The organism is Alloactinosynnema sp. L-07 (genome assembly GCF_900070365.1).
Taxonomy (GTDB): Bacteria; Actinomycetota; Actinomycetes; order Mycobacteriales; family Pseudonocardiaceae; genus Actinokineospora.
Window position 1 is genome coordinate 6978025 of sequence record NZ_LN850107.1, and the last position, 24915, is coordinate 7002939.

A 24915-nucleotide genomic window follows, 5' to 3' on the forward strand; every position below is an offset into this window, starting at 1 on the left:
TGAGTTAGCAGCTTGACGGGCTGGGTCTGTCGGCTATGTGGCTGTTGGGCGGGTATGGGAGTCAGGAGGCGCTGCGCACCTACTGCACCAGCGGGCTGATCGCCTCGGCAGCGGTTCGCGGCGTGCGGAAGGTTTCCGGGGTGATCAGCGGCTCGGGGAAGCTCACGCCGAACGCGGACTCCAGGTCCACCATGAACTGGACCATCCGCAGCGAGCCCATGCCCAGCTCGGGGAGTTCCACGTCGGGGCCGGTCACGGTGTCGCGGTCGGTGACGTGGCGGCCCGCGATCTCGACGACCTGGTTCAGCAGCTTCTCCATGGTCGGCGAATTTAGCGGACCAGGCCGCGCACGAGGTCGGCCGCCTCGGCGGCGCCGCCCGCGGCCGTCATCGCCGCGCGCAGCCGGTGGCAGGCCGTTCGCGCCTGGGGGTCCTCCAGCGCGGCGTGCACCGCGTCATCGAGAGTGGCCGCTGTGCAAGTGCCGTAGGGGTTGTGGAGGTGCCATCTGGCTACCGCCGCACCGTGCGCCACGGCCAGCGCGGCGTTCGTGAGCTGGTCGCCCGCGCCCGGCACCGACACCATCGGCACCCCGGCGAGGATGCTCTCCACCGTCGAGTTCATGCCGTGGTGGGTGATGAACACGTCGGCGTAGTCGTCGAGCAGCCGCACCTGCGGCAGGTAGTCGCGGACGACGAAGTTGGCGGGCCAGCGCGGTTCGTCCGCCGACGGCAGCCGGGCGCCGACGCCCGCCACCACGGTGTAGCCGTCGCGGTCGCCGAACGCGGCGATGAGCTGGTCGAGCAGGCGCAACAGGTAGTCGCGGCCGGTCTCCGCGCCGCCCACCGGGGTCAGGTATCGGAAATCAGCCAGGACCGTGCCGAGCGAGAACAGGATGACCCGGTCGCCCGCCGCCTTGGCCCGGTCGAGCACGGCGAACGGGAACCCGGCACCGCGGTCGTGTGCGGCCGCGGACTCGGCGGACGTGGCGGTGTCCGGCGTGTACGACAGCCCGCCGAAGCAGGGGCCGACGTGGTGCGCGGTGGGCGTGGTGTCGCCGAGTAGCGCGTGCAGGCGCGGCATGGTGTCCGGGTCGACCGGCCGGGACATCGCCTCGACCGCGGTGATCAAGGACAGGTCGGGGGACGGGAACAGGACCGGAAGCCCGCTGCCGAGCGGGTTCCAGCCGAACCGCTCGCGGTAGCGCTCGCCCGCGGCGGCGAGCGCCGGGTGCGGCGCCCGATACCGGTCGACGAAGTCGTCGGTGAGCGCGCCGTAGCCCGGCAAGGCCACCAGCGAGGCCGACGGCAGTCCCAGGTGGTTGGCCACCACGGCGCCCGCGACGCCGAAGACGTCGTACAGCACCACATCCGGTTGGAACTCGGCGGCTCGGGCGACCAGTTCCGGCATCGTCGCGAGTGGACGGATGAGGGTCTTCACCGACAAGTCGGGCGGCGGGTCGGGAGTCAGGTCGATGTCCGGGGTGCCGTCGGCACTGTCGATGCCCACGTGTTCGGCGCCCGCGGCGTGGAACACTGAGGCCAGGTCGGGCGAGCCGAAGGTGCGCACCCGCGCCGTGCTGGTCAACTCGCCGAGCACGGCGAGCATGGGGTTGACGTGGCCGACGGCGTCGATCGGGAACACCGCCACCCTGATGGGCTCCACCAGCGGCCTCAGGTCACCGAGACCAGGGGCAGCGGGCGGCGGGTCTGGATCGCGGGATCGATCTTCGGGGTGCGGTAGTCGCGGCCGTTGCAGTACTCGCAGGCCGTCAGGTGCGTGCGCCTGCTGTAGAGGGCACGGATGCGTTCCCGCAGTTCCAGTCCGCTCAGCGGGCCGGTCAGGTCGACGACCTCGGCGTCGGTGATCGGCATGGCGCCGAGGTTCGTGCCGTTGGCGGAGAACGGGCAGCGGTACAGCTTGCCGTTGAGCAGCGTCAGGATGTCGTTGACACAGCAGTTGGCGAACATGTCGTCGAGCACCGCCGCGTCGCGCTCGACGAAGTTGATCCGGCCCGAGTCCGTCCACTCAGGAATCTTCACCAGGTGGTCGATGCCGTTGTCGGTGAGCACTTCCCGCAGCGGCTCCAGCTTGCGCGAGTGCTGCCCGTAATTGGTGATGTCGACGACGATCTTCGGGTTCCGCAGCGCTTCGAGCATCTCCCCCTTGGGCACGATCGTCGCGTTGGTGTAGATCACGACCTTCTCCACCGTCGGGTAAGCGGTGAGCTGGTTGATCACGCGGTGCGCCTTGGGGTTGACGAACGGCTCGCCGCCCAGGACGCGGAACTCGTAGATCCGGTCGATGCTGTCGACGATCCGGTCGACCGCGTCGCCGAGCAGGTCCAGGTCGCTGTGCCGGGGCTTGGTGTAGTACTGCATGAGGTTCGAGCAGTCCTGGCACTTCATCGAGCACGCCTCGGTGACCACCACGTCGAGGTACTTCAGCACCAGGGAGTTCTCGCGCTCCTCCCGTGCCTTGTGGGTCTCGCGCACGTGCAGCGCGACCTTGCGCTCGATGAACACCGGGTCCATGCCGATGTCCGCGCCGGTGAAGTCCACGCCATCGAGCAGGTCCGCCGCGTGGTGGATGTTGGTGAACCCCATGTCCCCCAACGTCTTCGGCATGGAGAACAGGTAGTTGGCGCAGATGAACACGTGCGCGTCGCGGCTGAGGGCGGCCAGCTGTTCCGGTGACCGGATCTCGACGCCGGACCACGATGTCCCGTGCTTCTCGGCCCGGCCGTCGCTGAAGCAGGTGACCTCGACGCCTTGGCTGGTCAGCGCCCACCACGCGATCTTGCCGACGTCCCCCGCGCCGAACAGCACCACGGGCGCGCCGGTTGCCTTGACCCGCGAGATGAGCGCGGCAGAATCTGGTGCTGTCATGTCGATGTTCCCCCTACATCACGACAGTATGACTGGAAGCCGACACTACAGCTTATTTCGTTTGAGCGTCCAGGGCAGCGCGGCCACCTAGGATCATGGCCATGCTGACTGATCCACGCACCGGTCACTCCCGAACCGCTCCGCTCCCGGCAGGGCCGCAGGACGTCGCGCGCGCCGTGGCCACCGCTCGCGCGGGCGCGGCGGTGTGGTCGGCATTGACCACGGGGGAACGCGCCCGGCGGATGCTGCGCCTCGCCCAGGCGATCGAAGACGCGCTCGACGAGTATGTCGCCGCCGAACGCGCGGGGACCGGCAAGCCCGAGGCGGAGGCGCGCGGCGAGTTGGAGCAGTGCGTCGACCTCGTGCGGTTCTACGCCGGGGCGGCGCGCACCGACCTCACGCCCGCGGGCGGCCACCGCTTGCCTGGACGGGAAAGCTGGGTGCGCTGGGAGCCCCTGGGAGTGGTCGCGGCGATCGTTCCGTGGAACTACCCGACGATGATGGCGGCCTGGCGGTTCGGCCCCGCGCTGGCCGCGGGCAACTCGGTGGTGCTCAAGCCCGCGTTCACCACGCCGGAGTCGGCGCTGCTGCTGGCCAGGGACGCGGCGGAGACCCTCGGTGCCGGGGTGCTGGTGGCCCTTCCGGGTGACCGGGACACCGGCAGGCTGCTGGTGCGCGCCGACGTGGACGCCATCGCGTTCACCGGCAGCCAGGCGGGTGGGCTCGACGTGGTGGCCAACGCGGGGCTGCGCAAGGTGAGCCTCGAACTGGGTGGCAACTGCCCGGCCGTCGTGCTGCCCGACGCCCCGGACTTCACCTACGAGCGCTTGGTGCTGGCCAGCACGTACAACGCGGGCCAGAGCTGCGCGGCGCCCGCGCGGGTGATCGCACTGCGGGAGAACTACGAGGAGACCGTGCGGCGACTCGGCGCGGCGATGCGGGAACGGCGCGCGGGCGTGGACTTCGGGCCGCTCAACAGCGCGGACCAGGCGGCCCGGTTCGACGCGATCGTCGGCGGCAGCCGGGCGGCTGTGCGGGAGGTCGGTGAGATCGCCACGGCCGAGGACGAGGTGAAGGGGCACTGGCGGCCGGGCATGGTGCTCGCCGGTGTCGCCGCCGACGACCCCGCGGTGGCCGAGGAGGTCTTCGGGCCCGTGCTCACCGTCCAAGCCGTCGACGACGTCGACGCCGCCGTGGCGATGGCGAACGGCGTGCCGCACGCCCTGGCCGCGAGCGTGTGGGGCACGGCCACCTCGGCGGTGCTCGGCCTGGCCGCGCGGATCGACGTCGGTGAGGTGTGGGTGAACTGCCACCTCGAACAGACCGCGGAACTGCCCCATGGCGGCAGGCGGCAGTCCGGCACCGGCACCGACCTCAGCGTGCTGGCGATCGCCGAGTACCAGCGGCCGAAGACGATCACGGTCAACATCAGCTAACGGCACGACACAGAACGTTGGCCGATACCCGCCAACGTTCTGTGTCGCACAGTTAGCACTGGTCAGGCGATGTCGAACCGGTGGACGGTGCGTGTCGCGTACACCTCGCCCGGGTTCAGGCGGGTGCTGGGGAAGTCCGGGCGGTTCGGCGCGTCCGGGAACGCGCCGGTCTCCAGGCACAGGCCTGTTCGCGGCCGCGGGTGGAAATCGCCGGTGTACACGCCCAATCCCGGGCTGTCCGTGGTGACCACCATGCGCCTGCCGGTTCGGGGGTCGCGCAGGTCGGCGGCCCATTCGTCGTCCGCGAACACGAAGAACGCGTCGATCGCGCGCCCGTCGAGCGGGGTCGCGGCCCGGTAGTCCATGTCCGTGCCGTCGACCGGCCGCGGCGGGCCGGGCAGCGGGATGAAGTCCTCGTCGGCGTCGACCCAGTGCGCGGCATTGAGCGCCAGGGTGTGCCCGTCGATGGTGCCCGCGCCGCCGAGGTTCCAGAACGCGTGGTTGGTGAAGCCGACGACCGTCGGCGCCGTGGTGGTGGCGCGGTACGCCATGACCAGGCAGTCGTCGGCGGTGAGGCGATAAGTCGTCTCGGCGGTGAGCGTGCCGGGGTAGCCTTGGTCGCCGTCCTGGCTGGTCAGGCTCAGTCGCACCGCCACCGAGTCGGCCGTCGTCTCGGTCTCGGCTGTCCACAGTGCACGGTCGAAACCCTCCGGGCCGCCGTGGATCTGGTGGAGTCCCGCGTTGCGGGTGAGGTGGTGCTCGACGCCGTCGATGGTGAAGGCTCCGCCCGCCACGCAGCGGCAGTAGCGGCCGACGGTGGAGCCGACATAGGGGTTCTTCGCCCGGTCCTGGTAGTCCGCCGCGTTCGGCAGTCGCAGCACCACGTTGTCGACAGCCCCGTCGCGATCCGGGACCTCCACGGCGACCAGGGTCGCGCCATAGGTGAGAACCTCGACGGCGAGGCCCCGCCCGTTGTCCAGCCGGTAGCACTCGACCGGTCGCGCGTGTGCCTCGGCCACGGCTCGCTTTGTCACGCGCATGGTCAGCCGTCCAGGTGGTGTCGCAGCACCGGGGCGACCTGGGTGCTGAACAACTCGATGGTGCGCCAGTCCACCGGCGGCCGGGCGCCGAGCAGGAAGTCGCGCACGCCCGCCTCGGCATAGGGCAGCAGGTCGGCGACGCACTGCTCCGGGGTGCCGAACGTGACGTACTCGCTGAGGTCGGCGTCCGGCAGCACGGCCATCCGCTCCCGCACTCGCTTGTCGACCTCGGCGTCGTCGGCGCCCAGTACGACGCGGAACGTGACGGACTGGCGGATCTCGGCGGGGTCGCGGCCGATGTCGGCGCAGCGCTCCCGCAGTGTGTCCACAGTGGACAGGTAACGGGGCAGGTCGCCCGCCAGGCTGTTCCAGGTGTCGGCGTGCTCGGCGACCACGCGCAGCAGGCGCGGTCCCGCGCCGCCGATCACCAGCGGAAGCCTGGCCTGCACCGGCTTGGGTTCCAGCCGCGCGTCGGAGAGCCGCAGGTGTTTGCCGTCGAACGTCGTCGACGTGTTCGACCACAGCGACCGCAGGACGTGACACGCCTCGTCGAGCAGCTCAACGCGCTCGGCCGCGGAGGGGAAGTCGATGCCGTATTCGGCGTATGCCAGATCCGGCCCGCCCGCGCCGAGGCCGAGTTCCAGTCTACCGCCGCTGACGTGGTCGATCGTGGCCGCGATCAGCGCGAGCTGAGCGGGGTGGCGCCAGGTCACCGAGGAGACCAGCATGGCGCAGCGGACCCGGCTGGTGAGCGCGCTCAACGCGCTCAGCGCCGTGGTGCCTTCCAGGCAGGGCCCGGTTTTCCCGCTCAGCGGCGGCCGGAAGTGGTCGAACAGCGAGACCCAGTCGAAGCCGAGCTCCTCCGCGCGGCGCCAGAGTTCCCGCAGCTCATCGAAGGACGCGTACTGCTGGCCGGAATGCAAGCCGAACCTGACTGGTCCGTTGGGCACGTTCGTTCTCCTGCAATCGAATGAATCCTTGCAACGAGCGGGTTCTGCCACGCTACGCTAGCCCGCAGCCGTCGGCGCCGGATCCGGCGACCGTCCGGCGACAACGACCAGACGTCCTTGGGGGAGTTTCATGACGCTCGCGTTCGATCCGGCGAAGCACATCCAGAACATCTACTCCGGTGCCGCCGTCGACATCTTCGACAACAACGGCAACATGCTGCCCGGCATCTCTGGGGTCGTGGGCGCGGTGGAGCGGCTGGAGTCGGGCATGGAGGTCGGCGCCGACCGGATCACGATGAAGCCGGGCGCCCGGTTCGAGCTGCACACCCACCCCGGCGCGCACATCCTTTTCGTGCTCAAGTCGCGCGGCCACATCCACATCGATGGCGTGAACTACGAGATGGTCGAGGGCGACACGGTGTACGTGCCCGCGAACTTCGCCCACGGCGTGCGCACCATCGACGACAGCGACGAGACGTTGGAGTTCCTGGCTTTCGGCGTGCCGCACATGCCGCTGGAGTCCACCGAGCGCATGACGCTGGTCTGAATGGGCCACGACTGGCGGTGGGAGGTCGCCTCGGATTCCCGCGCGGTGCACGACTTGCTCCGCGCGAGCGACGAGTTCCACGCCGAGGCGACCGGAACCCCGGTTCCCACCAGGCGTCCGGAAAGCACCGAGCGCCACGTGCGCGCGGGCAACGTGCAGGTGGCGTGGTCGGCCGACCGGATCGCCGGGATGTTCACCCTCACCGACTTCGCGCCCTTCGACCTCGCCGAGGCGGCGCTGCCGCCCGCCCACGCTCCGCTGTACCTGCAGCGTCTCGTGGTGGCGCCGGACCTGTTGGCGCAGGGCAGCTTGGTGGGGGTGCGGTGCGTGCGCAGGGCGGTCACGGTGGCCACCGAGCGGGGCGCGGACGTGCTGCGCTGCGAGGCCAACCCCGACCTCGTGGGCAGCGTGACCGTGTTGCTGGCGAGCGGGTTCGTCCACAGTGGACCCGTACATGACGACGGCGGCGGCAGGCGCTGGATCCACCTGCATCGCCCCCTGTCCTGACGCCCACTCAGGTCGCCAGCAGCTCCGCCAGTTGAGGTCGCAGTACCTTCCCGGTGGGGGTGCGCGGGATCGCGGCGAGCGGGACCACCCTGGTGGGCAGCACTTCCGCGGCGAACGCGGTGCCCAGCAGGTCCCGCACGGCGCCGATCGCGGTGTCGTGGTCGAGCACGACGGCGACGACGACCTCCTCGCCGAGCATGGGGTGCGGCACGCTCACGCAGGCCGCGTCCCGGATACCCGCGCGGTCGCGCAGGAACCGGTCCATCTCGTCGAGCGACACCGCGGTTCCGCCGACCTTGGCGATGTTCTTGCTGCGTCCGGTGATCCGGTGGAACACCTGCCCGGTGTGCTCGTCGCGCACCTGGTAGCCCAGGTCCTGCGAGTGGAACCAGCCGTGCGCGAACGCTTCCCTGGTGGCGTCCGGGTTGTGCAGGTAGCCGTTCATGACGTTGTGCCCGCGCATGCACAGCTCCCCGACCTCGCCGAACGGCACGGGGTGCCCGTCGGGCCCCAGCACGGCGACCTCGTTGCCGGGGAACGCCACCCCGATCGAGGGGATGTCGGTGTCGACCATGAGTGCGCGGTACCGCTCCGGGGTGAGCCCGCGCGGCATGGTCGCGGAGAAGTTCGTCGTCTCGGTGAGCCCATATCCCTGCAGCACGGGAACTCCGACGCGGTCGAGCACGGCGCGCGCGGTGCCGGAGGTGAGCGGTGCGGCGGCGGAGACGAAGTACTCCAGGCCCGGCGGCGGCGTTGGCGAGCGCCAGGTCTGGTGCAGCGCCTCCAGGATGCTCGGCACCACACTGGCGATCCGCGGCCGGAACGCGTCGAGCAGCCGCGGGTAGCCGAACGGGCGGAAAGCGTCGGCTAGCAGCACGTGCGCTCCGGCGATGATCGCTCCGAACACGGTGAAGTGCAGGCCGTTAACGTGGTGGATGGGCAGGCAGCCGAGCACCCGGTCGCCGGGGCGCAGCGCGTGGTGGGAGATCAGGCCCGCCGCGTTCGCCGCGGCGTTGTAGTACGACTGGGCGACGATCTTCGACGCGGCGGTCGACCCGGACGTGCCGATGTAGAGCGCGTCCCCGAGCGGGTCCGGCGCCGCGTCCGCGCCCGCGGTGTCGGTGATGGCGTCCGGGTCGACCAGGTCGACACCGTCGCTGAAGGTCGTCGCCGCCGATCGGAGCACCGCTGTCGCGCCGACGGCGGCGACCTGGCGGCGCACGCGGTCGTCGGGGTCGGTCGGGTTGAGCAGCAGCGTCGGGTTTCCCCCGCGCAGCAACGCCAGGACGGTCAGCACCGACGTGGCGTCGTTGGCCGGTGCGATGGCGACCACCGCGCCCGGCTCGACCCCCGCGCGCTCGCGCAGCCAGCCCAGCGTCCGCGCGCTGAGCCGGTCGAGGTCGGCGAAAGTCATGGTGCGCTGCTCGCCCGCGGCCGACGCGGTGGTGATCACGGGCTGGTCGCCGCGCACGCGAACCTGTTGGGCCAGTGACTCGATCACCGTGCGGGTGGGCGTCATGGGTTCGCCGTAGGGGACGCCCTGGTAGGTGTGGGCGGCGGCGTAGTCGGACACGGTCACCTCACGAGCTCTCAGGAGTACGCAGGAACGGCGCGCGGCCAAGGCGTGTGGCGAGCCGGGCGGCCAGATATGGGGCGAACGCCGCGCAGGTCAGCGCGGCGTAGTCCTCCCGGACCGCGGTGGGCAGGGGGATCAGCAGGTCAGCGTGGGCTTTCATCTCGGTGTCGGTCGGATCGGCGACCGCGATCACCGTCCTGCCCATGGATTTTGCCTTCTCGGCCATCCCGACCGCCCGCCAGTGCGCGCGGCCCGCCGGGGCGAGCACGATGACCGGCGCGTCCGCCGGGCGAGTGAACCGCTCGACGTGGCACCACTCCTCGACGTCCTGGCCGAACGCGGGAATCCCCGCGCCCTCGACCAGTTTCGCCGCGGCGTACTGGGCGGCGCCCCACGCCGGGCCGCTGCCCGCGACCACCAGGGCAGGTACGCCCTCGACCGCGTCGGCCAAGTCGTCGCACCCACGCGCTGCCTCCGCCGCCGCGGCGACAGCGTCCGCGGCGGCGAGCAGCTCGGCGTGGGCGGTCTCGACGGCGGCACCGCGGCACTCGGCGAGGCGCAAGGCGATCAGCAGCAGCCCGAGCAGGCTGGCCTGGTGGGTGCGGATGCCCGGTGAGGGTTCGCGGTGCGGCAGGCCGACGATCACGGCGTGGTCGGCCGCCTCGGCCAGCGGGCTGTCCGCGCTCCCCGTCACCGCGATGGTCGACGCGCCGAGTTCGGTCGCCCTGCGCACCGACCGCAGGACCTGCTCAGTGCCGCCGGACGCGGACACCGCGACAACCAGCGTGCGGCGGCGGCGAACACTTTCGGCGCCGTACTCCAGGAACCGCAGCGACGGCGCGGGATCGCAGTCGACGTCGGCGATGGCCTCGAAGGCCAGTTCGGCACCGCACGCGGCGTGGTGCGAGTCGCCGGACCCGGTGAGCACCACGCGCTGGACCCCGTGCCAGACCGCGTCGGGCAGGGCGTCGACCGCGGACCGGTAGCCGGGCGTCAGCTCGCGCAGGTCGCCCGCGAGCGCGTCGGCCTGCCCGACGAGCACTTCGGGGCGGATCGGCGCGGTCACCGCGACTCCACCGCGCGCACCGCGTCGACGAACCGCTTCACCTTCTCGCCGTCGATCCGCCCACCCCAGCCGCCGCTCTCCAGGCAGGAGCCGACGAAGGCCCCGTCGGCGTGGGGCAGCAGCCGCGCGACGTTCTCGTGCGTGGTGTGGCCCGCCAGGATCACCGGGGTGGCGGGCGTCGCCGCGCGGACCGCCTCGATCGTGTCCAGGGTGCGGCGCTCGTCCGGGTGGCCAAGGCACACCGCGTCCGCGCCGACGGCAACGGCGTTGCGCGCGATGTCTCCGACCGGACGGTCGGCGCCGTGCCAGCGGAAGTGCATCGAGTCGATGTCGGCGATCACGCGGATGTCGCGGGCGCCGATCTGGTTGCGGTAGGCCATGATCCGCATAGGGTCGGGCGCGACGAGACCTTGCGCGGTCATCGTCTGCCCGATGATCGCCCCCACGCGGACGAACGAGCCGCCCGCGACCTTCGCCACCGCGAGGGACGCGCGCACCGCGTTGCGCAGCATGTGCGCACCCACCGCGAAGCCTTCGCCGGTCGCGTCGGCGACAGCGCGCACGACCAGGCTCATCGCCGCGACCCTGGCCGGGTCGGCGTCGTCGTCGACCGAGTACACCCGGTCGACGGTCTGCACCAGGCACCCGTCCGCGCCGCCGTCGCGCAGCGCCGCGGCCGAGGCGACCGCGGTGTCGACGATCTCGCCGAGGGTGCCATCGTCGTGGAACGGCGTGCCCGGCAGCGGAGGCAGGTGCACCATGCCCAACACCAGCTTGCGGGCACCGCCCGCCGCCAGCCCGATCACCGCGCCACCCGCTCGCCGATCCCGGTCATCGCCGCCTCCAGGTTGGCCCACTTCTGCGCCGACGTCACGCGCATGACCGCCCCGGACATGCAGAACGTGAGGATGCCCGGCAGCATCGACACGCCCGTTTCGCGCAGCATGTCACGGAAGCAGAGGTAGGAGTCGTCCCACTCCGGGAAGTCCACGGCCATGTTCACCGAGAACCGGGGCGGCAGCACCAGGGCGGGCAACTCGGAGAAGCGTGCCGTCGTGGCGTCGCGCAGCAGCGTCAGGCCGCGGTCGCGGGCCATCCGCTCCTGCCGGTAGCTGGAGTACGCGGCCTGCAGCCCGCCGAGGGTGACGCCGTAGGTGGACTCGAACTCCGCCAGGTGCGCGGCGTCCAACTCGACCACGTCGGTGATCACCCAGCGCTCCATGCGCGCCAGGACCTCAACCAAGGTGTAGAAGAACGACGGCGGCCCGCCGAAGCTGGTTGAGGCGTACTCGTAGTACTCGGCGACGAACCGCTCGTCGGCCAGCATCCAGCCGACCTTCAGGCCAGGTGCCGACCAGTTCTTCGACAGGCTGGACACCCGCACCACCTTGGCCGCGGCCCGCTCCGGCGAGGCCGGTGTGACCGGGCCGAGCCACTCGTGGCACTCGTCGAGCAGGATCGTGGTGTTCGGCCCCGCCGCGGTGATCAGCCGGGACAGTTCCTCCTCGCGTACCAGCGCGCCGGTCGGGTTGCCCGCGGTCTGCATCATGACCATCGGCGTGTCCGGACGCAGTGCGGCGATGAGCGGCTCCAGCGACGTGACACCGTTCGCCGATGGCAGCGGTACCAACCGCACCTCGCCGCGCCGGGCGACGGCTTCGACCAGCGGCGGGTAGTTCGGCACCGCGCAGAGCGCCGGGCTGCCGCCCGCGGGGCGGCCATGCAGGATGAAGTCGCTCAGCGCGCTGACGGCCAGCGTGCCGCCCATGGTCAGTGCGACGTTCTCCGGCGCGTACTTGGCGCCGTTGATCCGGTTGTTCTCGTATTCGGCGACGGCGGCTCGGGCAGGCCACCGTCCGCGCGAGTCGGAGTAGCCGTACCAGTCGCGGCCGAGCGCGAACGAGACGCACTGCTTCAGCGCGGCGGGCAGGCCCCACGCCTCCTCGTCGACGGCCCCGCCGGAAAGGATGTGTTTGGCGGTCGGACGCAGTTCGCCGTAGAGGTCGTCGCGGAAGTACCAGTTGAACAGCTCTTTGACGAACCGCACAGTGGCACGGGAGGAGAGCACCTCCTGCGCGGTGGTCGACCGGCGGACCGTGCTCGACGTCCACTTCTCCGCCAGCCACGGCCTGCCGCCGTGCTGACCCAACTGGTGTTCGACCCGGCCCAGCCACAGGTCGCGCAGCTCGAACGGGTCGGCGGGATCGGCCGCTCGGTCGTAGACCTCCAGCATCCTGGCGTCCACCGTCGACTCGAAGACGTCACGGACGCCCCCGGCCCGGCGGGGCCGACCCGCGGCGGCGATGGCGGCGTCGGGCAGGGACAGGTCGCGCGGCTGTGGTTCGTCGGCGAAGAGCGAGAGCACGGTGCGTTTCCCTCGGTGTCAGGGCGAGCCGGGTGGGCCGCCTGTCTGCGGTGCGGAAGGGTGATCGGTTCGCGCGGACCCGGCCGCCGTCAGCGGGCGGGCGAGCAAGAGGTGCCGGTGGTCAGACGACGCGGACGCGCCGCAGGTGCCGGTTGCGCTCGCCGGTCGCGGTCGAGCCCGCGGTGCGGCCGTGGAAGAAAAAAGTGTTCTCGATGACGACGATCTGGCCCCGGGTCCAGTGCACGCCCGCCATGTCCGCCGCGGTGTACATCGCCGCGAGCAGCGAGCGCAGGGCCGCGGTGACGTCGGCGCCGTCGTCCGGACCGGGAGCCGAGCACGTCCAGTCCAGCTTGTCGTCCATGAAGTCCCGGAAGGAGAACACGACTCTGCCGTCGACGTGTCTGGCGATGGTCGGCCCGGTCTCGGCGAGGTGGCGGTAGGACGTGTGGGTGAGCAGGTCGATCTCGGCGGCGGTCAGCCGCCGCGCGACCGCCGCCATCGGCACCAGAACGGTCTGCGCCTGGGCGGCGCCGTCGCCGGGGTCGACGCACATGAGCACGATGTGGCGGGGCTGCTGCCCCACCGCGCGGCCGCTGCCCTCGCTGTGCAGGGAAAGGAAGTTCTTGGCGAACGGCGCCAGGTCGGCGTCCGGCGTGTGCCCCTGGTCGGCCAGCAGGTTGAGCACAACGCCCTGTTCCACGTACGGCAGCACCGCGGGCGCGAGTTCGGGCATGGGCGTGCCGAGCAGCTCGCCCAGCGCCCGGAACCGGTCCACCGGCGCGGGTTCGTCGAGGCTGAGCACCGCGAGGCCGTCGCGGGCCAGGTCGGCGAGCACTGTCTCGGCGATCCCGTCGGGAAGATCGGCCGCCTGGCAGGACCGGGCCGGGTGCGCGGGCGCGGGCCAGACTGTTTCGCCATTCAACAACGAAGCCCGTGCCAGGACATGGCTATCGGCGTCGTCTTCCACGAAAGTACCTCGGCGCACGGAAAATCCCCCATTTCCGACTCACGACCCCTTGCGCTCGGCGGTCGAGTCGGTCGTGACTATAGATCGCATCGGTCGGCTCTGGAAGGCTATTCGCGCTTTCCCTTGTGCCACCTGAGAAAAGCGCGTTCGGCCGCGGCGGTGCGCGTGATGTCGTAGACTCCGCGCCGTCGAGGTCGGCGAATTCGTCGCCCACCGCCCCACTGCGCTGGGAGATCACGTGCGGCTGTACCTGTCCTCATTCCGCATCGGGAACCGGCCGGACGAGTTGCTCAAGCTGCTGCGCGGGGGAAAGCGCACCGCGCTCATCCTCAACGCCGACGACTACAAGAGCGCCGAGGACAGGGCGGTTTCCGGTGAACGCGAGTTCGCCGAGCTGCGGTCGGCGGGTCTCGACCCGTTCGAGGTGGACCTGCGCGAGTTCTTCGGCCAGACCGAGCGGCTGCGTGAGGTTCTCTCCGGCGTCGACCTGATCTACGTGCGCGGCGGCAGCGGTTTCGTGCTGCGCCGCGCGTTCGCGCACAGCGGCGCCGACGTGGTGATCCCAGAGCTGCTGGCCAAGGACGCGGTGGTCTACGGCGGGTACAGCGCCGGTCCGTGTGTGCTCGGACCGACCCTGCTCGGCATCGATGGGCGCATCGACCTGCCCGACTTCGTGCCGGACGGATATCCGCCGGTGGAGACGATCTGGGACTGCCTCGGGGTGCTGCCGTACTGCATCGCGCCGCACTACAAGTCTGATCACCCGGAAACCGAGGAAATCAGCCGAACGGTGGAGTACTACGTCGAGAATCACCAGCCATTTATCGCGCTGCGCGATGGACAGGTGATCGTTGTGGACGGTTCATCCACCCGAGTGGTTGAGTGAGTGTCACCCTGAGTGCCCAACTGGGGTGGTAGGGTGACGAGCAAGGGGAGGGCACGGCGTTTTCTGGGGGGATAGTGCGTACGGGGGACAGTGGTGGGGATGTCCGCGCCGTGACCACGGATGTGGTCGACGTCGCCGACATACCGTCAGCGGTGCTGACCGCGCGGTGGGACACGGTGGCCGAGGCCCTGCTGCCGCGCTCGGCGGCGAAGGCGGCAGCGGCGTGGCACGTCCGCGCGGTGCTCGCGCGGCTCGGCGACGACGTGGTCGGCATGACGATGCTGCACCGCTCGCGCGGCGGCACGGTCGCGGAGATCGTCGACCCCACGCTGGTCGCGCCCGACTTGTTCCCGGATTCCGCTGACTTCCTTTACGTGGGCGGTGTGATCGACCTGGTCGCGGGCACCGCCACCGCGGTGGACCTCGACCCGGCTGAGCGCGATGCCGTGCGGACGGCGCTGGTGGCTCGCGCGCGCCAGGTCGCCGAGGAGAGCGGGCTGACGCCGGTCTCGCTGTACGTGCGCGACGCCGAGATCGCCGCGTTCACCGCCGGGCGGCGTCCGGCCGCGCGGGTGGCGGGCGTGTCCGTCATCGCGGTCCCCGGCACCGACGAGGAATTCCTGGCCGGGCTGAGTTCCAACCAGCGGCGCACAGTTCTCAAGGACCGCGCGCACACCGCCGCGCTTGGCCTGCGGGTCACGACCACGCCCGCCGCCGAGCTGATGGCCGACCGGGGGGCGGCCGCGGCGGCCGTCGAGCTGATCATGGACGTCAAGCGGCGGCACGGGGTCACCGAACACCCGCGCCTGGCCAAGATGCGGCTGGGCGAGTGGGCGGGCAGACCGGATGGCGAGCGGGTCGCGTTCGCCGTCGAAGCCGACGGCGAGCCGCTCGCGGTGACCTTCGCCTGCGCGCTCGGCGGCAGGCTGGAGATCTACGAGACGGGCATGGCCGACGTCGGGCAGCACAAGCACGAGGCGTATATCGAGAGCCTTGTGCAGGCGCCGCTGCGATACGCGCTGGCCGCCGGGCTCACCGAGATCGACCTCGGCCTGGACGCCGAGACGCCGAAGACCCGGCGCGGGGCCGCCGTCGCCCCGGTATGGGCAGTGGCCTGAACGGGACAAGACTGAGGGACGGGGAAACACCATGGGAGCCACCGAAGTAGACGACATCGTGGTCGCCGAGTGGAGCGAGGTGCTCGACATCGACGAGCCCGCCGCGGCGGACGACTTCTTCGAGGTGGGCGGCAACTCGCTGCTCGCGGTGTCGCTGCTGGAGCGGATCGAGTCGCGGCTCGACGTCGAGCTGCCCATCGATGAATTCTTCGCCGACGGCACGCTGGGTGCGCTGGTGGCCTGCGCGCGCGCGGCCAAGGCGGCCTGACCGACCGTGGCCGTACCGCGGATCGGCGTCTGCCACGCCCCTGGCGCGGCGGCGAACCTGCGTGAGCTGTACGTCGCCGCCCGCGACGTGTGCGAGGTCGTGCTGCTCGTGCGCGAGTCCGTCGCGCGGCGCCACCCGGACCTGGTCGGGCTGGCGGGCAAGCTGTTCGAGTGTCACGAGGTGGCGGACGCGCCGGACCCCGCCGCACTGTCCACACTGGACTTGCAGGGTGTGACCACGTTCCACGACGAGGAACTCGACGTCGCCGACGCGCTCGACGCCGTGGTTCGCGGGGCGCCCGCGCCAGCCAACCCGTGGGACAAGCTCGTGCAGCGGCGGGTGCTCGCCGCGGCGGGAATCGGCCGGGTGCGCGCCGTGGCGGTCGACTTGCCCGACGACCTGCTCGCCGGGTTCGCCCACCTGGATGGGCCGTGCGTGCTCAAGCCGCGCCGCGCCGCGGGTGGCGACGGGATCGCGTTCCTCGACGACGACAGCGACGTCGCGGCCCAGCTCGCGCGGCGCACCAAGTGGTCGGGCCTGCTGCTGGAGACCGCGATCGCCCCGCACCGCCACCCCAGCGGTGACCCGTGGCTGGGCGACCTGCTCTCCGTGGAGACGGTCACCGTCGGCGGCGAGCGCACCCACCTGGGAGTGCTCGACAAGCTGCCGGTCGCGGTGGCGCGCGGCGACGGACCGCACGGCACGGACTCGGTGAGCGTGCAGGGAGACATCCTGCCCAGCAAGCTTCCCGATGACGACTTGCGCGGGGCGATCGCGTTGACCGACCGGGCGTTGGACGCGCTCGGCGTCGGGTCCAGGATCACCCACACCGAACTGCGCATCACACCGGACGGCCTAGAGGTGCTGGAGGTCAACGGGCGGCTGGCCGGGCACACGGCGCGGCTGTTCCGGTTGGCTGGCGGCCCCGACCTGGTGGCGCTGGCGCTGCGCGCCGCGCTGGGTCAGCCACCCGCCGGGCCGGTGTCGCTCACGGGCGCGGCGGCGGGGTTGTTCCCCGCGTTCCCCACGAGGTCTGGGCCGGTGCTCTCGGCCACGAGCAGGCGCGCACTGCGTTCGCTGCCGGGGGTCGCGGCCGTCGACGACCTCGCGGTCATGGGCGCCGCGCGCGCGGCCAGCGACCACCGGCTGGCGAACCTCACCGTCGCGGGCGCGGACCGCGCCGCCGTCGACGCGGGCATCGACGGGGTCCTGCGCGCGATCGCGGCGATGTTCGCCGCGGACGGCGTGACGGTCGAGCGGTTGTTCGCCGCTGTCCTGGCGGAAAGGGCGTAGCGATGCGGATGCGGGAAGCGGGCGCCGTGCTGCGCCACCGGGCGTTCCGGTACCAGTTCGCCGGGTTCGCGATCTCGGTCACCGGCAGCATGGTCGCCCCGGTCGCGCTGACGCTGGGCCTGCTGCAGGTCACCGGCGACGCGGCGGTGGCGGGTATCGCGCTGACGGCGTCCACGGTGCCGCTGGCGGTGCTGCTGCTCTTCGGCGGTGTCCTCGCCGACCGGATGCGCCGCGACCGGGTGATGGTCGCCGCTGACGCGCTGCGCGGCCTGACCCAGCTCGGCGTCGGTGCGATGATGCTGTCGGGCGAGATCAACCTCGCGGTTCTCATCGTTCTCCAGGTCGTGTACGGCACCGCGCAGGCGTTCCACTTGCCCGCGGCGTCCGGGCTGACCTCGTCCACCGTGCCGAAGGCCGACCTGCAGCAGGCCAACGCTTTGCTGTCCGGGGTGCGCAGCCTGTCCGGCGTGCTGGGGCCGCTGATCGCGGGGACGCTCACCGCGACCGTCGGCGGCGGCTGGGGTGTCGTGTTCGACGGCGTGTCCTTCCTGCTCAGCTCGTGGCTGGTGTCGCGAATCCGGCTCGACCAGCCGTCTCGGCCCGGACCCGGCTCCGGGGTGCTGCGCGACCTCGCCGACGGGTTCAAGGTGGTTCGCGGCACGCCGTGGATCTGGACGAGCATCGTCGGTTTCGCCACCACGCACGTCGCCCTGGCGGCGTTCCTCGTCGCGGGTCCGCTGATCGTCGCCGACGGCGGCGCGGTCGACGCGCTGGGCTGGGCGGCGTTGATCGCGGCGATGAGCGTGGGCGAGCTGGTCGGCGACGTGATCGCGCTGCGGCTCAAGCCCGCGCGGCCGCTGGTGGCCGCGCGCTGCGCCGAGCTGCTGTTCGTGCCCGCGCTGCTCGCGGTCGCGCTGGGCTGGCCGGGGCTGGTCCAAGTCGCCGCGGTCGCGGTGGCGGGCGTCGGCATGGCGCTGGCCGACACCCTTTGGTACACCGCGCTGCAGCAGCGGGTGCCCGACGAGTCGCTGTCGAAGGTCTCCTCATACGACTGGTTCGGCTCGGTCGTCCTGCGCCCCGCGGGCTACGCGGTCGGGGCGGCGTTCGCGGGGGCCGGGATCCTCATCGCGGGCGCGGTTCTCGTGCTGCTGACAAGGATCCTCAGCCTGTCGTTCACCAGTGTGCGCGCCATGTCGGCGCTTCCGCCGGAGCCCGTCGAACAGGCAGAACTGGAGAACGCATGACCGGGGACGTTCTCGCGCTGGTCGAGAAATCGGTGCGAGCACGACCGGACGCGGTCGCGGTCGCGATGCCCGACGAGACGCTCACCTACGCGCGGTTGTGGGACGCGGCCGGTCGCACCGCGCGGGCCTTGCTGGCCCGTGGCGCCACCGGACGGGTCGGTCTGCGCCGCGCGAAGAGCCTGCGCGCGTACGTCGACTACCTCGGTGTCCTGCGGGCGGGCTGCGCGGTGCTGCCGCTGGGGGAGCGGTGGCCCAACGCGCGCGTCGGCGCGGTAGTCGCCGGGGCCGGGGTGGACCTTGTCCTCGCCGACGCCGCCGAGGTGCCGGACGACATCCCGGACGCCGAAGCGTCCACAGTGGACGTAGTGCCGGGTGTGGACGCGTACGTCATCTTCACCTCGGGCTCCACCGGGCGCCCCAAGGGGGTGCCCAACAGCCACCGGGCGACCGCGGCGTACCTGAGCCATGTCGTGGACCGCTACGAGATCGGCCCCGGCAGCCGCGTCGCGCAGGCCGCCGACTTCACCTTCGACGCGTCGGTGTTCGAGATCCTCGGCGCCTGGACGGCGGGCGCGGTCCTCGTGCCCGCGGTCGGCCGGGCTTGGCGCACCCCGACGCGGTTCCTGCGCGACGCGGGCATCACGCACCTGGACACGGTGCCGTCGGTCATCACCATCTCCCGGCGCACCCGCGCGCTGACCCCGGGCTGCCTGCCCGACCTTCGGTGGAGCATGTTCAGCGGGGAACGGCTCACCTACGCCGACGCCGAGGCGTGGCGGACGGCCGCGCCGGACAGCGTCGTCACCAACAACTACGGCCCGTCTGAGCTTGCGGGCGTGTGCGCCGACCACTGGCTGCCCGCCGACCCGGCGGACTGGGTCGAGACGAGCAACGGCACGGTCCCGATCGGCGCGGCCTATCCGACGGTGGAGGCGGTGCTGGTCGCCGAGGACGGTCTGCCCGCCGACCGTGGGGAACTGTGCGTGCGCGGCGTCCAGCGCTTCGACGGGTATGTCGACCCCGCCGACAACGCGCGACGCTTCTTCCGCGGCGCGTCAGACGGCCCGTTCACGCTGGTCGACGGCGTTCCCGAGGCGCCGGACTGGTACCGCACGGGCGACCTGGTCGGGCGGGAGCACGGGGTGCTGGTGCACCTGGGCAGGATCGACCGGCAGGTGAAGCTGCGCGGCTACCGGGTCGAGCTGGACGAGGTGGAGGCCGCGGTGCGCGCGCACCCCGCCGTGTTGGAGGCCGCCGTGACGGTCGTGGACTCCCAGCTGCACGCCCACTACACCGGGGATGCCACCGCGGCGGAGGTCAAGGACGTCGTGGGTGCACGGCTGCCCGACTACGCCGTGCCAGTCCGGTGGTCCAAAGTGGACTCCCTGCCCCGCACGGCCACCGGGAAACTCGACCACGCGGCACTGGTGGCCTGCCATGCGTGAGGCGTTGGCCCGCGACATCGGCGCGGTGCTGGCCCGGCGTCGGCTCGGGGGGCTGGACGACGCGCCCGCGGGGTTCCCGGCCGCCGACGCGCTCAACCTCGCCGTCACCATCGGCGCCCGCACCGGCACCGACCTGCGGGTGGACGACCTCGCGCGGGCGGGCTCGGTGGCGGGCCTGATCGACTTCGCCCTGCGCGTGGCCGCCGCGCCCGACGAGCACGGGCGCGGGCCGGGGGCGGCGACACCGCTGTCGCACACCCAGGCCCGGTTCCTGCTGTCCGAGCAGTTCACCCCGGGGCTCGACGACAACAACGTCGTCCTCGCGTTTCTGCTCACCGGCCCCTTGGACACGGCCGCGCTGCGGCGGGCGCTGGACGACGTGGTCGCTCGGCACGCCGTGCTGCGCTCGACGTTCACCTGGGACGACGAGCTCGGCCCGGTGCAGCGCCCGGTCGCCTGGCCCGGCCTGGAGGTAGTCGAGCCCACCGAGGGAGGCCCGGCCGAGGTCGCAGTGGCGGCCTGCGTCGACTGGTGGGACAGTCCCGTCGATCTGGAGACCGCACCGCCGCTGGCCGCGCGGCTGGTGCCGATGACGGCGGCGACGCACCTGCTGTGCGTTCGCGTGCACCACATCGCCTTCGACGGCCGGTCCGAGTCGGTGTTCGTCGCCGACCTCGGCGCCGCGTACGCCGCCCGCGTTGCCTGCCGCGCCCCCGACTGGGCCCCGACAGCCTCCTACCGCGACTTCGTGTGGTGGGAGCGGTCCCAGGGCCAGGCGTGGCTCGACCGGGATCTGCCGTACTGGCGCGACGTGCTGGCCGCCGCGCCGCCGCCCCTGCTGCCCCCTGCCGACCTGGACCAAGCGCCCCGTCGCGGGTGCGAGCGGACAGTGCCCGCCGAGCGCGTCGCCGCGTTCACCAAGGCGGTGCGTGGCGCGGGCGCGGCCCCCTTGACGGGTCTGCTGCACGGCGCGGCCCGCGCGCTCGCCCAGGAGTTCTCCACGGACCGGATCGTCGTTGGCACCATGTCCTCCGGCCGGTTCGAACGGGTCTTCGACCGGGTCGTCGGCTGCTTCGTCAACCCGCTGATGATCTCCATGGCCGCGCCGGACGGCGACAGCGCCGACTGGCTGCGGGTGGTGAGCCGGGACGTCACGCGCAGCCTTCGGCACGCGCGCACACCATTCGACGAGGTGACGCGGCTGTTGCGGCCCGGCGCCCCCGCGCTCGTCCAGGTGTTCGTGACGCTGCAGGACCCGCCGGTGTCCGACAGCTTCGGCGCGGACGTGCGGATCGAGGCCGTGCTCGTCGACCCGCCGCGCACGGCCATGGACCTCGTCATCGAGGCCGCGCCCCAGCCGGACGGCGGATGGCGGATCGACACGTACGGCCGGGCCGACGGACTGGGCGACGCGGCGATGACAGCGATCACCGACACGGTCGCCCAGTCCATCGTGGACATCGGCGGCTGAGCCGTCAGGACAGTCGCATCATCGTCACCGACGCGACGTAGATCCCGGACACCAGCGCGACGAACACTCCGGTGTGGACATCGGGCTTCGGCTGGTAGCGCACCAGGTCCAGGTGCGCGGCGAACTCGGCGGTGCCGTGCGCGGGCACCGCGCACGGCGAACTGGTCGCGGGTGGCAGCCCGAACGCCTTGCGCAGGTTGAACGCGAAGCCCGCGCCGCCCGTCGCCGGGTGTGGGCCGTCGTTGCGCACGGTCCTGGTGAGCATCGTGGGGTGCGCCCGAGCCGCGTCGACGTCGAGCGGACCCGCCATGCTGATCGTGGGCCTGCCCGCCTCGGTGCTCCACCACAGGTCGCCGCAGCGTCGGCACTGCAGTGTCTGGATCACCAGGTCCTGCTCGATGGCGTGGCGCAGGGTGACCAGCGCCGCGGACTCGCGGTGGCAGTTGGTGCAGCGCTCGGTGCGCTGGTCGACCTGCCGCATCCCGTCCAGCGCCGGACCCCCGAAGTCCCACCCGGTGCTGTAGATCCGGTCGACGAGATCCTCCACCGCCCGCAGCTGCAGGTCGGCCACCTCCTCGCACAGGAAGTCGCGCACCTCGCCGAGACCGGGGTCGTCGAGCCTGCTCACCGCCGCGTCGAGCTGCCTGCGCAGGGCCCGCAGGTCGGCGGCGTCGAGTCGCAGCTCCATCCAGCGCAGCCGTTCCAGCCGGGGCAGCACCACACTGGCCAGGTGCGACAGGTCGGCGATGACCGTCTCGTCCGGCCGTGGCCTGCGCACGGGCGCGGGGAGCGCCTTGGGCCGCAGGACTAGGCCGGGATCGCCGAGCAGGCCGAACCGGTTGAACCAGCCGTCGATCGGGTGGGCGCGTTCGGCCATCCGGTGGGTCACCTCGCCCACCGGCACACCCTCCGCCAGGGCCTCCACCAGGTTCTCCTGGGCGCTGGCCTGCATGATGTGCACGCCCATCGACCCGATGACCGCCACCGCTGTGCCTTCGAGCAGGCCGAGGCCCAGTCCGATGTGGTGCGGGTAGACGTTGGTGCCCACGGCCACGTTGGAGCAGCCGTGGGTGACCACCAGCGCCGCGTTCACCGCGTGCCCCGGCAGGCGCTCGGCCTCGGTGACGTCTTCGCGGAAGCAGCCCTCACCGCGCAGGCACGGCATGAGCCGCTGCTCCACCGGGAAGATCGGCAGCGGACTGTCCAGCGCGTCGGATCGGCCGCACACGATGCCGTCGGCGAGCCCGAGGCAGCACTCCTTCCCGAGCCCGCGCAGCATCATGACGGTGTGCCGCGCGCCGCGGACCTCCTCGGTCAGGCCGCCGATGTCGATCGTGTCCGCGGCGGCCGCGTCCGGCAGTCTGGCGTGCGCGGCGACGAACATCCGGCCGCTGTCCGGCGCGGTCGTGATCGAGCGGTAGACCAGGCAGGCCAGCGCGGCGGCGGACCGGGCGGTGACCACGCCGACCTTCGCCCCCGACTCGCCGGGCCAGCCGCCCGCGGCGTCGAACTCCTCGACGAGCCCGACCACCGCGACCAACTCGCCCGCCATTCCGCGCAGCTCGGCGAGCAGGTTCGCCGCGGGCACGTGGGTGCACGGCCTGCCGGTGGCCGCCGCGAGCAGCCGACCAGCGGCGGCGCTGAACGCCGAGGTCGTCGTCACCACCCTGCCCTGCCTGGGCTCGCCCGTTGGCGCGGGCAGCTCGCCGTCGTCGAACAGCGCGCGGTAGCGGTCGAGCTCGGCCCCCGGCAGCACCGGGAACGGCAGTCCGAGGTGCCACTGGTGGGCGGCGGCGACGTAGTCCGCCTCGGACTGGAACGGACGCAGCGGAGAGGTCTGCTGGACGGTCATGACGCCGCGTCCTCGCGCCGGGCGATGGCTTCGGCGAAGTGGCCGGGGGCAGGCTCGTGGTCGGCGAGCCATTTCTCGTGGAAGGCGGGCGTGTTGTCGCCGAGCATGTCCCGCAGTGGCATCCGCACCCCGAGCACCGCCTGGTAGCGGGCGCTGAGCCTGCCCAGCAGCAGCGAATGCCCGCCCACCGCGAAGAAATCGTCGTCCGGCCGGACCGACGGAACATCGATCAGCTGGGCCCACAGCGCGCACACCAGTGCCAGCAGTGGCTGGTCGGCCGCGGCGGCCGCGCTGGGCTCGATCGCCACACCATCCGTGGTCAGGGCAGCACGATCGATCTTGCCGTTGGCGGCCAGCGGGATCCGCTCCAGCAGCGTGAGCCTGCCGGGGACCATGGCGTCGGGCAGCTGCCTGCGCGCGTAGGCCAGTACCCGCTCGGCGAGGTCCTCGGTCTCCGCGTCCGCCGCCGCCACGACGAACCCGGCCAGCGTCCGGTCCTCGGCGGTGTCGCCGACCACGACCGTGACCGCCTCGGCGATGTCGGGGTGCGCGGCCAACGCGGCGTCGACCTCGCCCAGTTCGATGCGCACACCGCGGATCTTGACCTGGGAGTCGACCCGGCCGACGAAGTCGAGGACGCCGCCGCCGAGATCGTGGACCCGGTCGCCGGTGCGGTACATCCGAGACCCCGGCACGCCGGGCTCCGGCACGAACCGGGACTCGGTCAGCTCCGGCCGCCGCAGATACCCGAGGGTGACGGTGGGGCCGCCCACGCACAGCTCGCCGACCTCACCGGGTGCCACCGGAGCAAGGTCCTCGTCGACCACGTGGAGCCGGGAACCCGCCAGGCCCCGCCCGATCGGCACGCTCGTCGCGTCCTCGGCCAGGGCGGTGATCTCGTGCGAGGTGGCGAACGTGGTCGTCTCGGTCGGTCCGTAGAGGTGGACCAGGTGCTTCGGCGGGGCGGCCAGTACCTCGCGGACGCGCCGCGGGTCGGCGACGTCGCCCCCGAACAACACCGTGCGCAGTCCCTTGTAGACCGTCGGGTCGTACGCGGCGGTCTGGTGGAAGACGGCCGTGGTCACGAACAGCTGGGTCACGCCGTGGCCGGTCAGCGTCGCGGCGAGGGCCGCTGGGTCGATCAGGGTGTCCCACTCCACGACGACGAGGCAGGCCCCGCCGGTGAGCGCACCCCAGATCTCGTAGGTGGCGGCGTCGAACGCGGGCGAACTGCCCGCGGCGATCCGGTCCCCCGGGCCGGGGCACAGGTGGCCGATCGAATCGAGCATCGCCAGGATCGACCGGTGCGGCACGAGCACGCCTTTCGGGGTGCCCGTCGTTCCCGATGTGAAGTACACGATCGCCGGGTCCTCCGCGCGCGGCGGCTCACCCGGTTCGGCGTCGCCGACCGCGTCGGGGAACACGGCGTCGACCCCGGGGAAGTCGTTGGCCATGGCCCGGTCGGTCACCACCGTCTCCGCGCCCGCCTCGGCCACCAGCAGACGCCGCCTGCGCACCGGGTGACGCGGGTCGAGCGGGACGTACGCCGCACCCGTCCACAGGACCGCGAGGAACGCAACGACGCGGTCCACGCCCGGCGGCAGGCACACCCCCACCATGGCCCCCCGGCCCGCCCCCCGCGCGGCCAGCGCGCCCGAAAGCGCGCGTGCCCGCTCCGCGACCTCGCCATAGGTGAGTGTCACATCGGCGGCGGGATGGCACATCGCCGGTGAATCGGGAGCCCGATCCACGATTGACCTAAAAGATGACAGCAATGATCGCGACATCATTGACGACATGAAACCCTGTTCCCCTCAACCGCTCCATGATTGGGCGGCACGCGCCGCTACAGCATGAGCGGCAGCCTCGATAATTCCCCCATACCCGACAACTCGATTGAACCCGCGGTTCCCGAGTGCTGTCAAGGAGCCCGCGTCCCAACCCTTTCGCACTCCCGAAAGGAGTCGAAGAATGGCATTTTACTACTCCGCCCGCCGCC

At 71.9% G+C, this 24915-nt stretch carries 22 protein-coding genes; 10 read left to right on the forward strand and 12 right to left on the reverse strand.

Features of this window, described 5'->3' with window-relative positions:
• Nucleotides 1-79: 79 nt before the first annotated feature.
• The 3 genes from BN1701_RS31995 to BN1701_RS32005 are packed head-to-tail and all read right to left on the reverse strand — an operon-like array spanning nt 80 to nt 2885.
• A complete protein-coding gene (locus BN1701_RS31995) occupies nt 80-319 on the reverse strand; it encodes a phosphopantetheine-binding protein (RefSeq protein ID WP_054055021.1) in 240 nt (79 codons plus the stop codon).
• Nucleotides 320-330: 11 nt separating this feature from the next.
• Nucleotides 331-1647 carry a nucleotide disphospho-sugar-binding domain-containing protein gene (locus tag BN1701_RS32000; protein WP_157368333.1) on the reverse strand — a complete coding sequence of 439 codons (1317 nt, stop codon included), beginning with the start codon at nt 1645-1647 and terminating at the stop codon, nt 331-333.
• 23 nt (nt 1648-1670) lie between these two features.
• A complete protein-coding gene (locus BN1701_RS32005; RefSeq protein ID WP_157368334.1) occupies nt 1671-2885 on the reverse strand; it encodes a radical SAM protein in 1215 nt (404 codons plus the stop codon).
• A 101-nt stretch (nt 2886-2986) separates the two neighbouring features.
• On the opposite strand from BN1701_RS32005, the gene BN1701_RS32010 reads away from it, so the two are divergent.
• Nucleotides 2987-4321: an aldehyde dehydrogenase family protein gene (locus BN1701_RS32010; protein ID WP_197672155.1), complete on the forward strand. Its 1335-nt coding sequence runs from the start codon at nt 2987-2989 to the stop codon at nt 4319-4321.
• 62 nt (nt 4322-4383) lie between these two features.
• On the opposite strand, the gene BN1701_RS32015 is transcribed toward BN1701_RS32010, so the two are convergent.
• Nucleotides 4384-5355 (reverse strand): aldose epimerase family protein, encoded by a 972-nt coding sequence (locus BN1701_RS32015; protein WP_231949778.1) that lies wholly within the window; start codon nt 5353-5355, stop codon nt 4384-4386.
• An 8-nt stretch (nt 5356-5363) separates the two neighbouring features.
• The gene (locus BN1701_RS32020; RefSeq protein ID WP_054055030.1) at nt 5364-6311 is read right to left on the reverse strand and encodes an LLM class flavin-dependent oxidoreductase; all 948 of its coding nucleotides are present in this window, start codon (nt 6309-6311) and stop codon (nt 5364-5366) included.
• A 130-nt stretch (nt 6312-6441) separates the two neighbouring features.
• Between BN1701_RS32020 and BN1701_RS32025 the strand changes: the two genes are divergently transcribed.
• Both BN1701_RS32025 and BN1701_RS32030 read left to right on the forward strand, forming a co-directional pair.
• On the forward strand, nt 6442-6858 hold the full coding sequence (locus BN1701_RS32025; RefSeq protein WP_054055032.1) for a cupin domain-containing protein: 417 nt from the start codon (nt 6442-6444) through the stop codon (nt 6856-6858).
• Nucleotides 6859-7365 carry a hypothetical protein gene (locus BN1701_RS32030; protein WP_157368335.1) on the forward strand — a complete coding sequence of 169 codons (507 nt, stop codon included), beginning with the start codon at nt 6859-6861 and terminating at the stop codon, nt 7363-7365.
• 7 nt (nt 7366-7372) lie between these two features.
• Here BN1701_RS32030 and BN1701_RS32035 read toward each other — a convergent pair whose 3' ends face one another.
• The 5 genes from BN1701_RS32035 to BN1701_RS32055 form a co-directional block, all read right to left on the reverse strand.
• Entirely contained in the window at nt 7373-8938 is a 1566-nt protein-coding gene (locus tag BN1701_RS32035) for a class I adenylate-forming enzyme family protein (RefSeq protein WP_231949779.1), read from the reverse strand.
• A gap of 7 nt (nt 8939-8945) precedes the next feature.
• Complete coding sequence (locus BN1701_RS32040) at nt 8946-10007, reverse strand: SIS domain-containing protein (RefSeq protein ID WP_054055034.1); 1062 nt, start codon at nt 10005-10007, stop codon at nt 8946-8948.
• Nucleotides 10004-10813, reverse strand: a complete 810-nt coding sequence (locus BN1701_RS32045; protein WP_197672158.1) for a BtpA/SgcQ family protein — start codon at nt 10811-10813, stop codon at nt 10004-10006. The genes BN1701_RS32040 and BN1701_RS32045 overlap by 4 nt, the downstream gene beginning before the upstream one ends.
• Nucleotides 10810-12372, reverse strand: a complete 1563-nt coding sequence (locus BN1701_RS32050) for a pyridoxal phosphate-dependent aminotransferase (protein WP_054055036.1) — start codon at nt 12370-12372, stop codon at nt 10810-10812. Before BN1701_RS32050 ends, BN1701_RS32045 begins: the two co-directional genes overlap by 4 nt.
• Before the next feature lie 121 nt (nt 12373-12493).
• Complete coding sequence (locus BN1701_RS32055) at nt 12494-13339, reverse strand: TauD/TfdA family dioxygenase (RefSeq protein WP_172803366.1); 846 nt, start codon at nt 13337-13339, stop codon at nt 12494-12496.
• 238 nt (nt 13340-13577) lie between these two features.
• Between BN1701_RS32055 and BN1701_RS32060 the strand changes: the two genes are divergently transcribed.
• From BN1701_RS32060 to BN1701_RS32090, 7 genes are all read left to right on the forward strand, one after another.
• Nucleotides 13578-14225 (forward strand): Type 1 glutamine amidotransferase-like domain-containing protein, encoded by a 648-nt coding sequence (locus BN1701_RS32060; protein ID WP_067520974.1) that lies wholly within the window; start codon nt 13578-13580, stop codon nt 14223-14225.
• A 110-nt stretch (nt 14226-14335) separates the two neighbouring features.
• Complete coding sequence (locus BN1701_RS32065; RefSeq protein WP_054055039.1) at nt 14336-15343, forward strand: GNAT family N-acetyltransferase; 1008 nt, start codon at nt 14336-14338, stop codon at nt 15341-15343.
• A 31-nt stretch (nt 15344-15374) separates the two neighbouring features.
• Nucleotides 15375-15611 (forward strand): phosphopantetheine-binding protein, encoded by a 237-nt coding sequence (locus BN1701_RS32070; RefSeq protein WP_054055041.1) that lies wholly within the window; start codon nt 15375-15377, stop codon nt 15609-15611.
• A 6-nt stretch (nt 15612-15617) separates the two neighbouring features.
• Nucleotides 15618-16904: an acetyl-CoA carboxylase biotin carboxylase subunit family protein gene (locus tag BN1701_RS32075; protein ID WP_054055043.1), complete on the forward strand. Its 1287-nt coding sequence runs from the start codon at nt 15618-15620 to the stop codon at nt 16902-16904.
• A 2-nt stretch (nt 16905-16906) separates the two neighbouring features.
• Nucleotides 16907-18148: an MFS transporter gene (locus tag BN1701_RS32080; RefSeq protein WP_054055045.1), complete on the forward strand. Its 1242-nt coding sequence runs from the start codon at nt 16907-16909 to the stop codon at nt 18146-18148.
• Nucleotides 18145-19593, forward strand: a complete 1449-nt coding sequence (locus BN1701_RS32085; RefSeq protein ID WP_054055048.1) for an AMP-binding protein — start codon at nt 18145-18147, stop codon at nt 19591-19593. Before BN1701_RS32080 ends, BN1701_RS32085 begins: the two co-directional genes overlap by 4 nt.
• Nucleotides 19586-21064 (forward strand): condensation domain-containing protein, encoded by a 1479-nt coding sequence (locus BN1701_RS32090; protein ID WP_054055050.1) that lies wholly within the window; start codon nt 19586-19588, stop codon nt 21062-21064. The genes BN1701_RS32085 and BN1701_RS32090 overlap by 8 nt, the downstream gene beginning before the upstream one ends.
• A 4-nt stretch (nt 21065-21068) precedes the next feature.
• Here the strand turns inward: BN1701_RS32090 and BN1701_RS32095 are convergent, their stop codons facing one another.
• Together BN1701_RS32095 and BN1701_RS32100 are read right to left on the reverse strand one after the other, a co-directional pair.
• The gene (locus tag BN1701_RS32095; protein ID WP_054055052.1) at nt 21069-22916 is read right to left on the reverse strand and encodes a hypothetical protein; all 1848 of its coding nucleotides are present in this window, start codon (nt 22914-22916) and stop codon (nt 21069-21071) included.
• Nucleotides 22913-24715: a non-ribosomal peptide synthetase gene (locus tag BN1701_RS32100; RefSeq protein ID WP_082860192.1), complete on the reverse strand. Its 1803-nt coding sequence runs from the start codon at nt 24713-24715 to the stop codon at nt 22913-22915. The genes BN1701_RS32095 and BN1701_RS32100 overlap by 4 nt, the downstream gene beginning before the upstream one ends.
• Nucleotides 24716-24915 lie beyond the last annotated feature (200 nt).

Coding starts and splice junctions, on each gene's coding strand:
- BN1701_RS31995 (WP_054055021.1), bottom strand. CDS start 319: ATGGAGAAGCTGCTGAACCAGGTCGTCGAGATCGCGGGCCGCCACGTC.
- BN1701_RS32005 (WP_157368334.1), bottom strand. CDS start 2,885: ATGACAGCACCAGATTCTGCCGCGCTCATCTCGCGGGTCAAGGCAACC.
- BN1701_RS32010 (WP_197672155.1), top strand. CDS start 2,987: ATGCTGACTGATCCACGCACCGGTCACTCCCGAACCGCTCCGCTCCCG.
- BN1701_RS32025 (WP_054055032.1), top strand. CDS start 6,442: ATGACGCTCGCGTTCGATCCGGCGAAGCACATCCAGAACATCTACTCC.
- BN1701_RS32030 (WP_157368335.1), top strand. CDS start 6,859: ATGGGCCACGACTGGCGGTGGGAGGTCGCCTCGGATTCCCGCGCGGTG.
- BN1701_RS32070 (WP_054055041.1), top strand. CDS start 15,375: ATGGGAGCCACCGAAGTAGACGACATCGTGGTCGCCGAGTGGAGCGAG.
- BN1701_RS32080 (WP_054055045.1), top strand. CDS start 16,907: ATGCGGATGCGGGAAGCGGGCGCCGTGCTGCGCCACCGGGCGTTCCGG.
- BN1701_RS32085 (WP_054055048.1), top strand. CDS start 18,145: ATGACCGGGGACGTTCTCGCGCTGGTCGAGAAATCGGTGCGAGCACGA.
- BN1701_RS32090 (WP_054055050.1), top strand. CDS start 19,586: ATGCGTGAGGCGTTGGCCCGCGACATCGGCGCGGTGCTGGCCCGGCGT.
- BN1701_RS32095 (WP_054055052.1), bottom strand. CDS start 22,916: ATGACCGTCCAGCAGACCTCTCCGCTGCGTCCGTTCCAGTCCGAGGCG.
- BN1701_RS32100 (WP_082860192.1), bottom strand. CDS start 24,715: ATGTCGTCAATGATGTCGCGATCATTGCTGTCATCTTTTAGGTCAATC.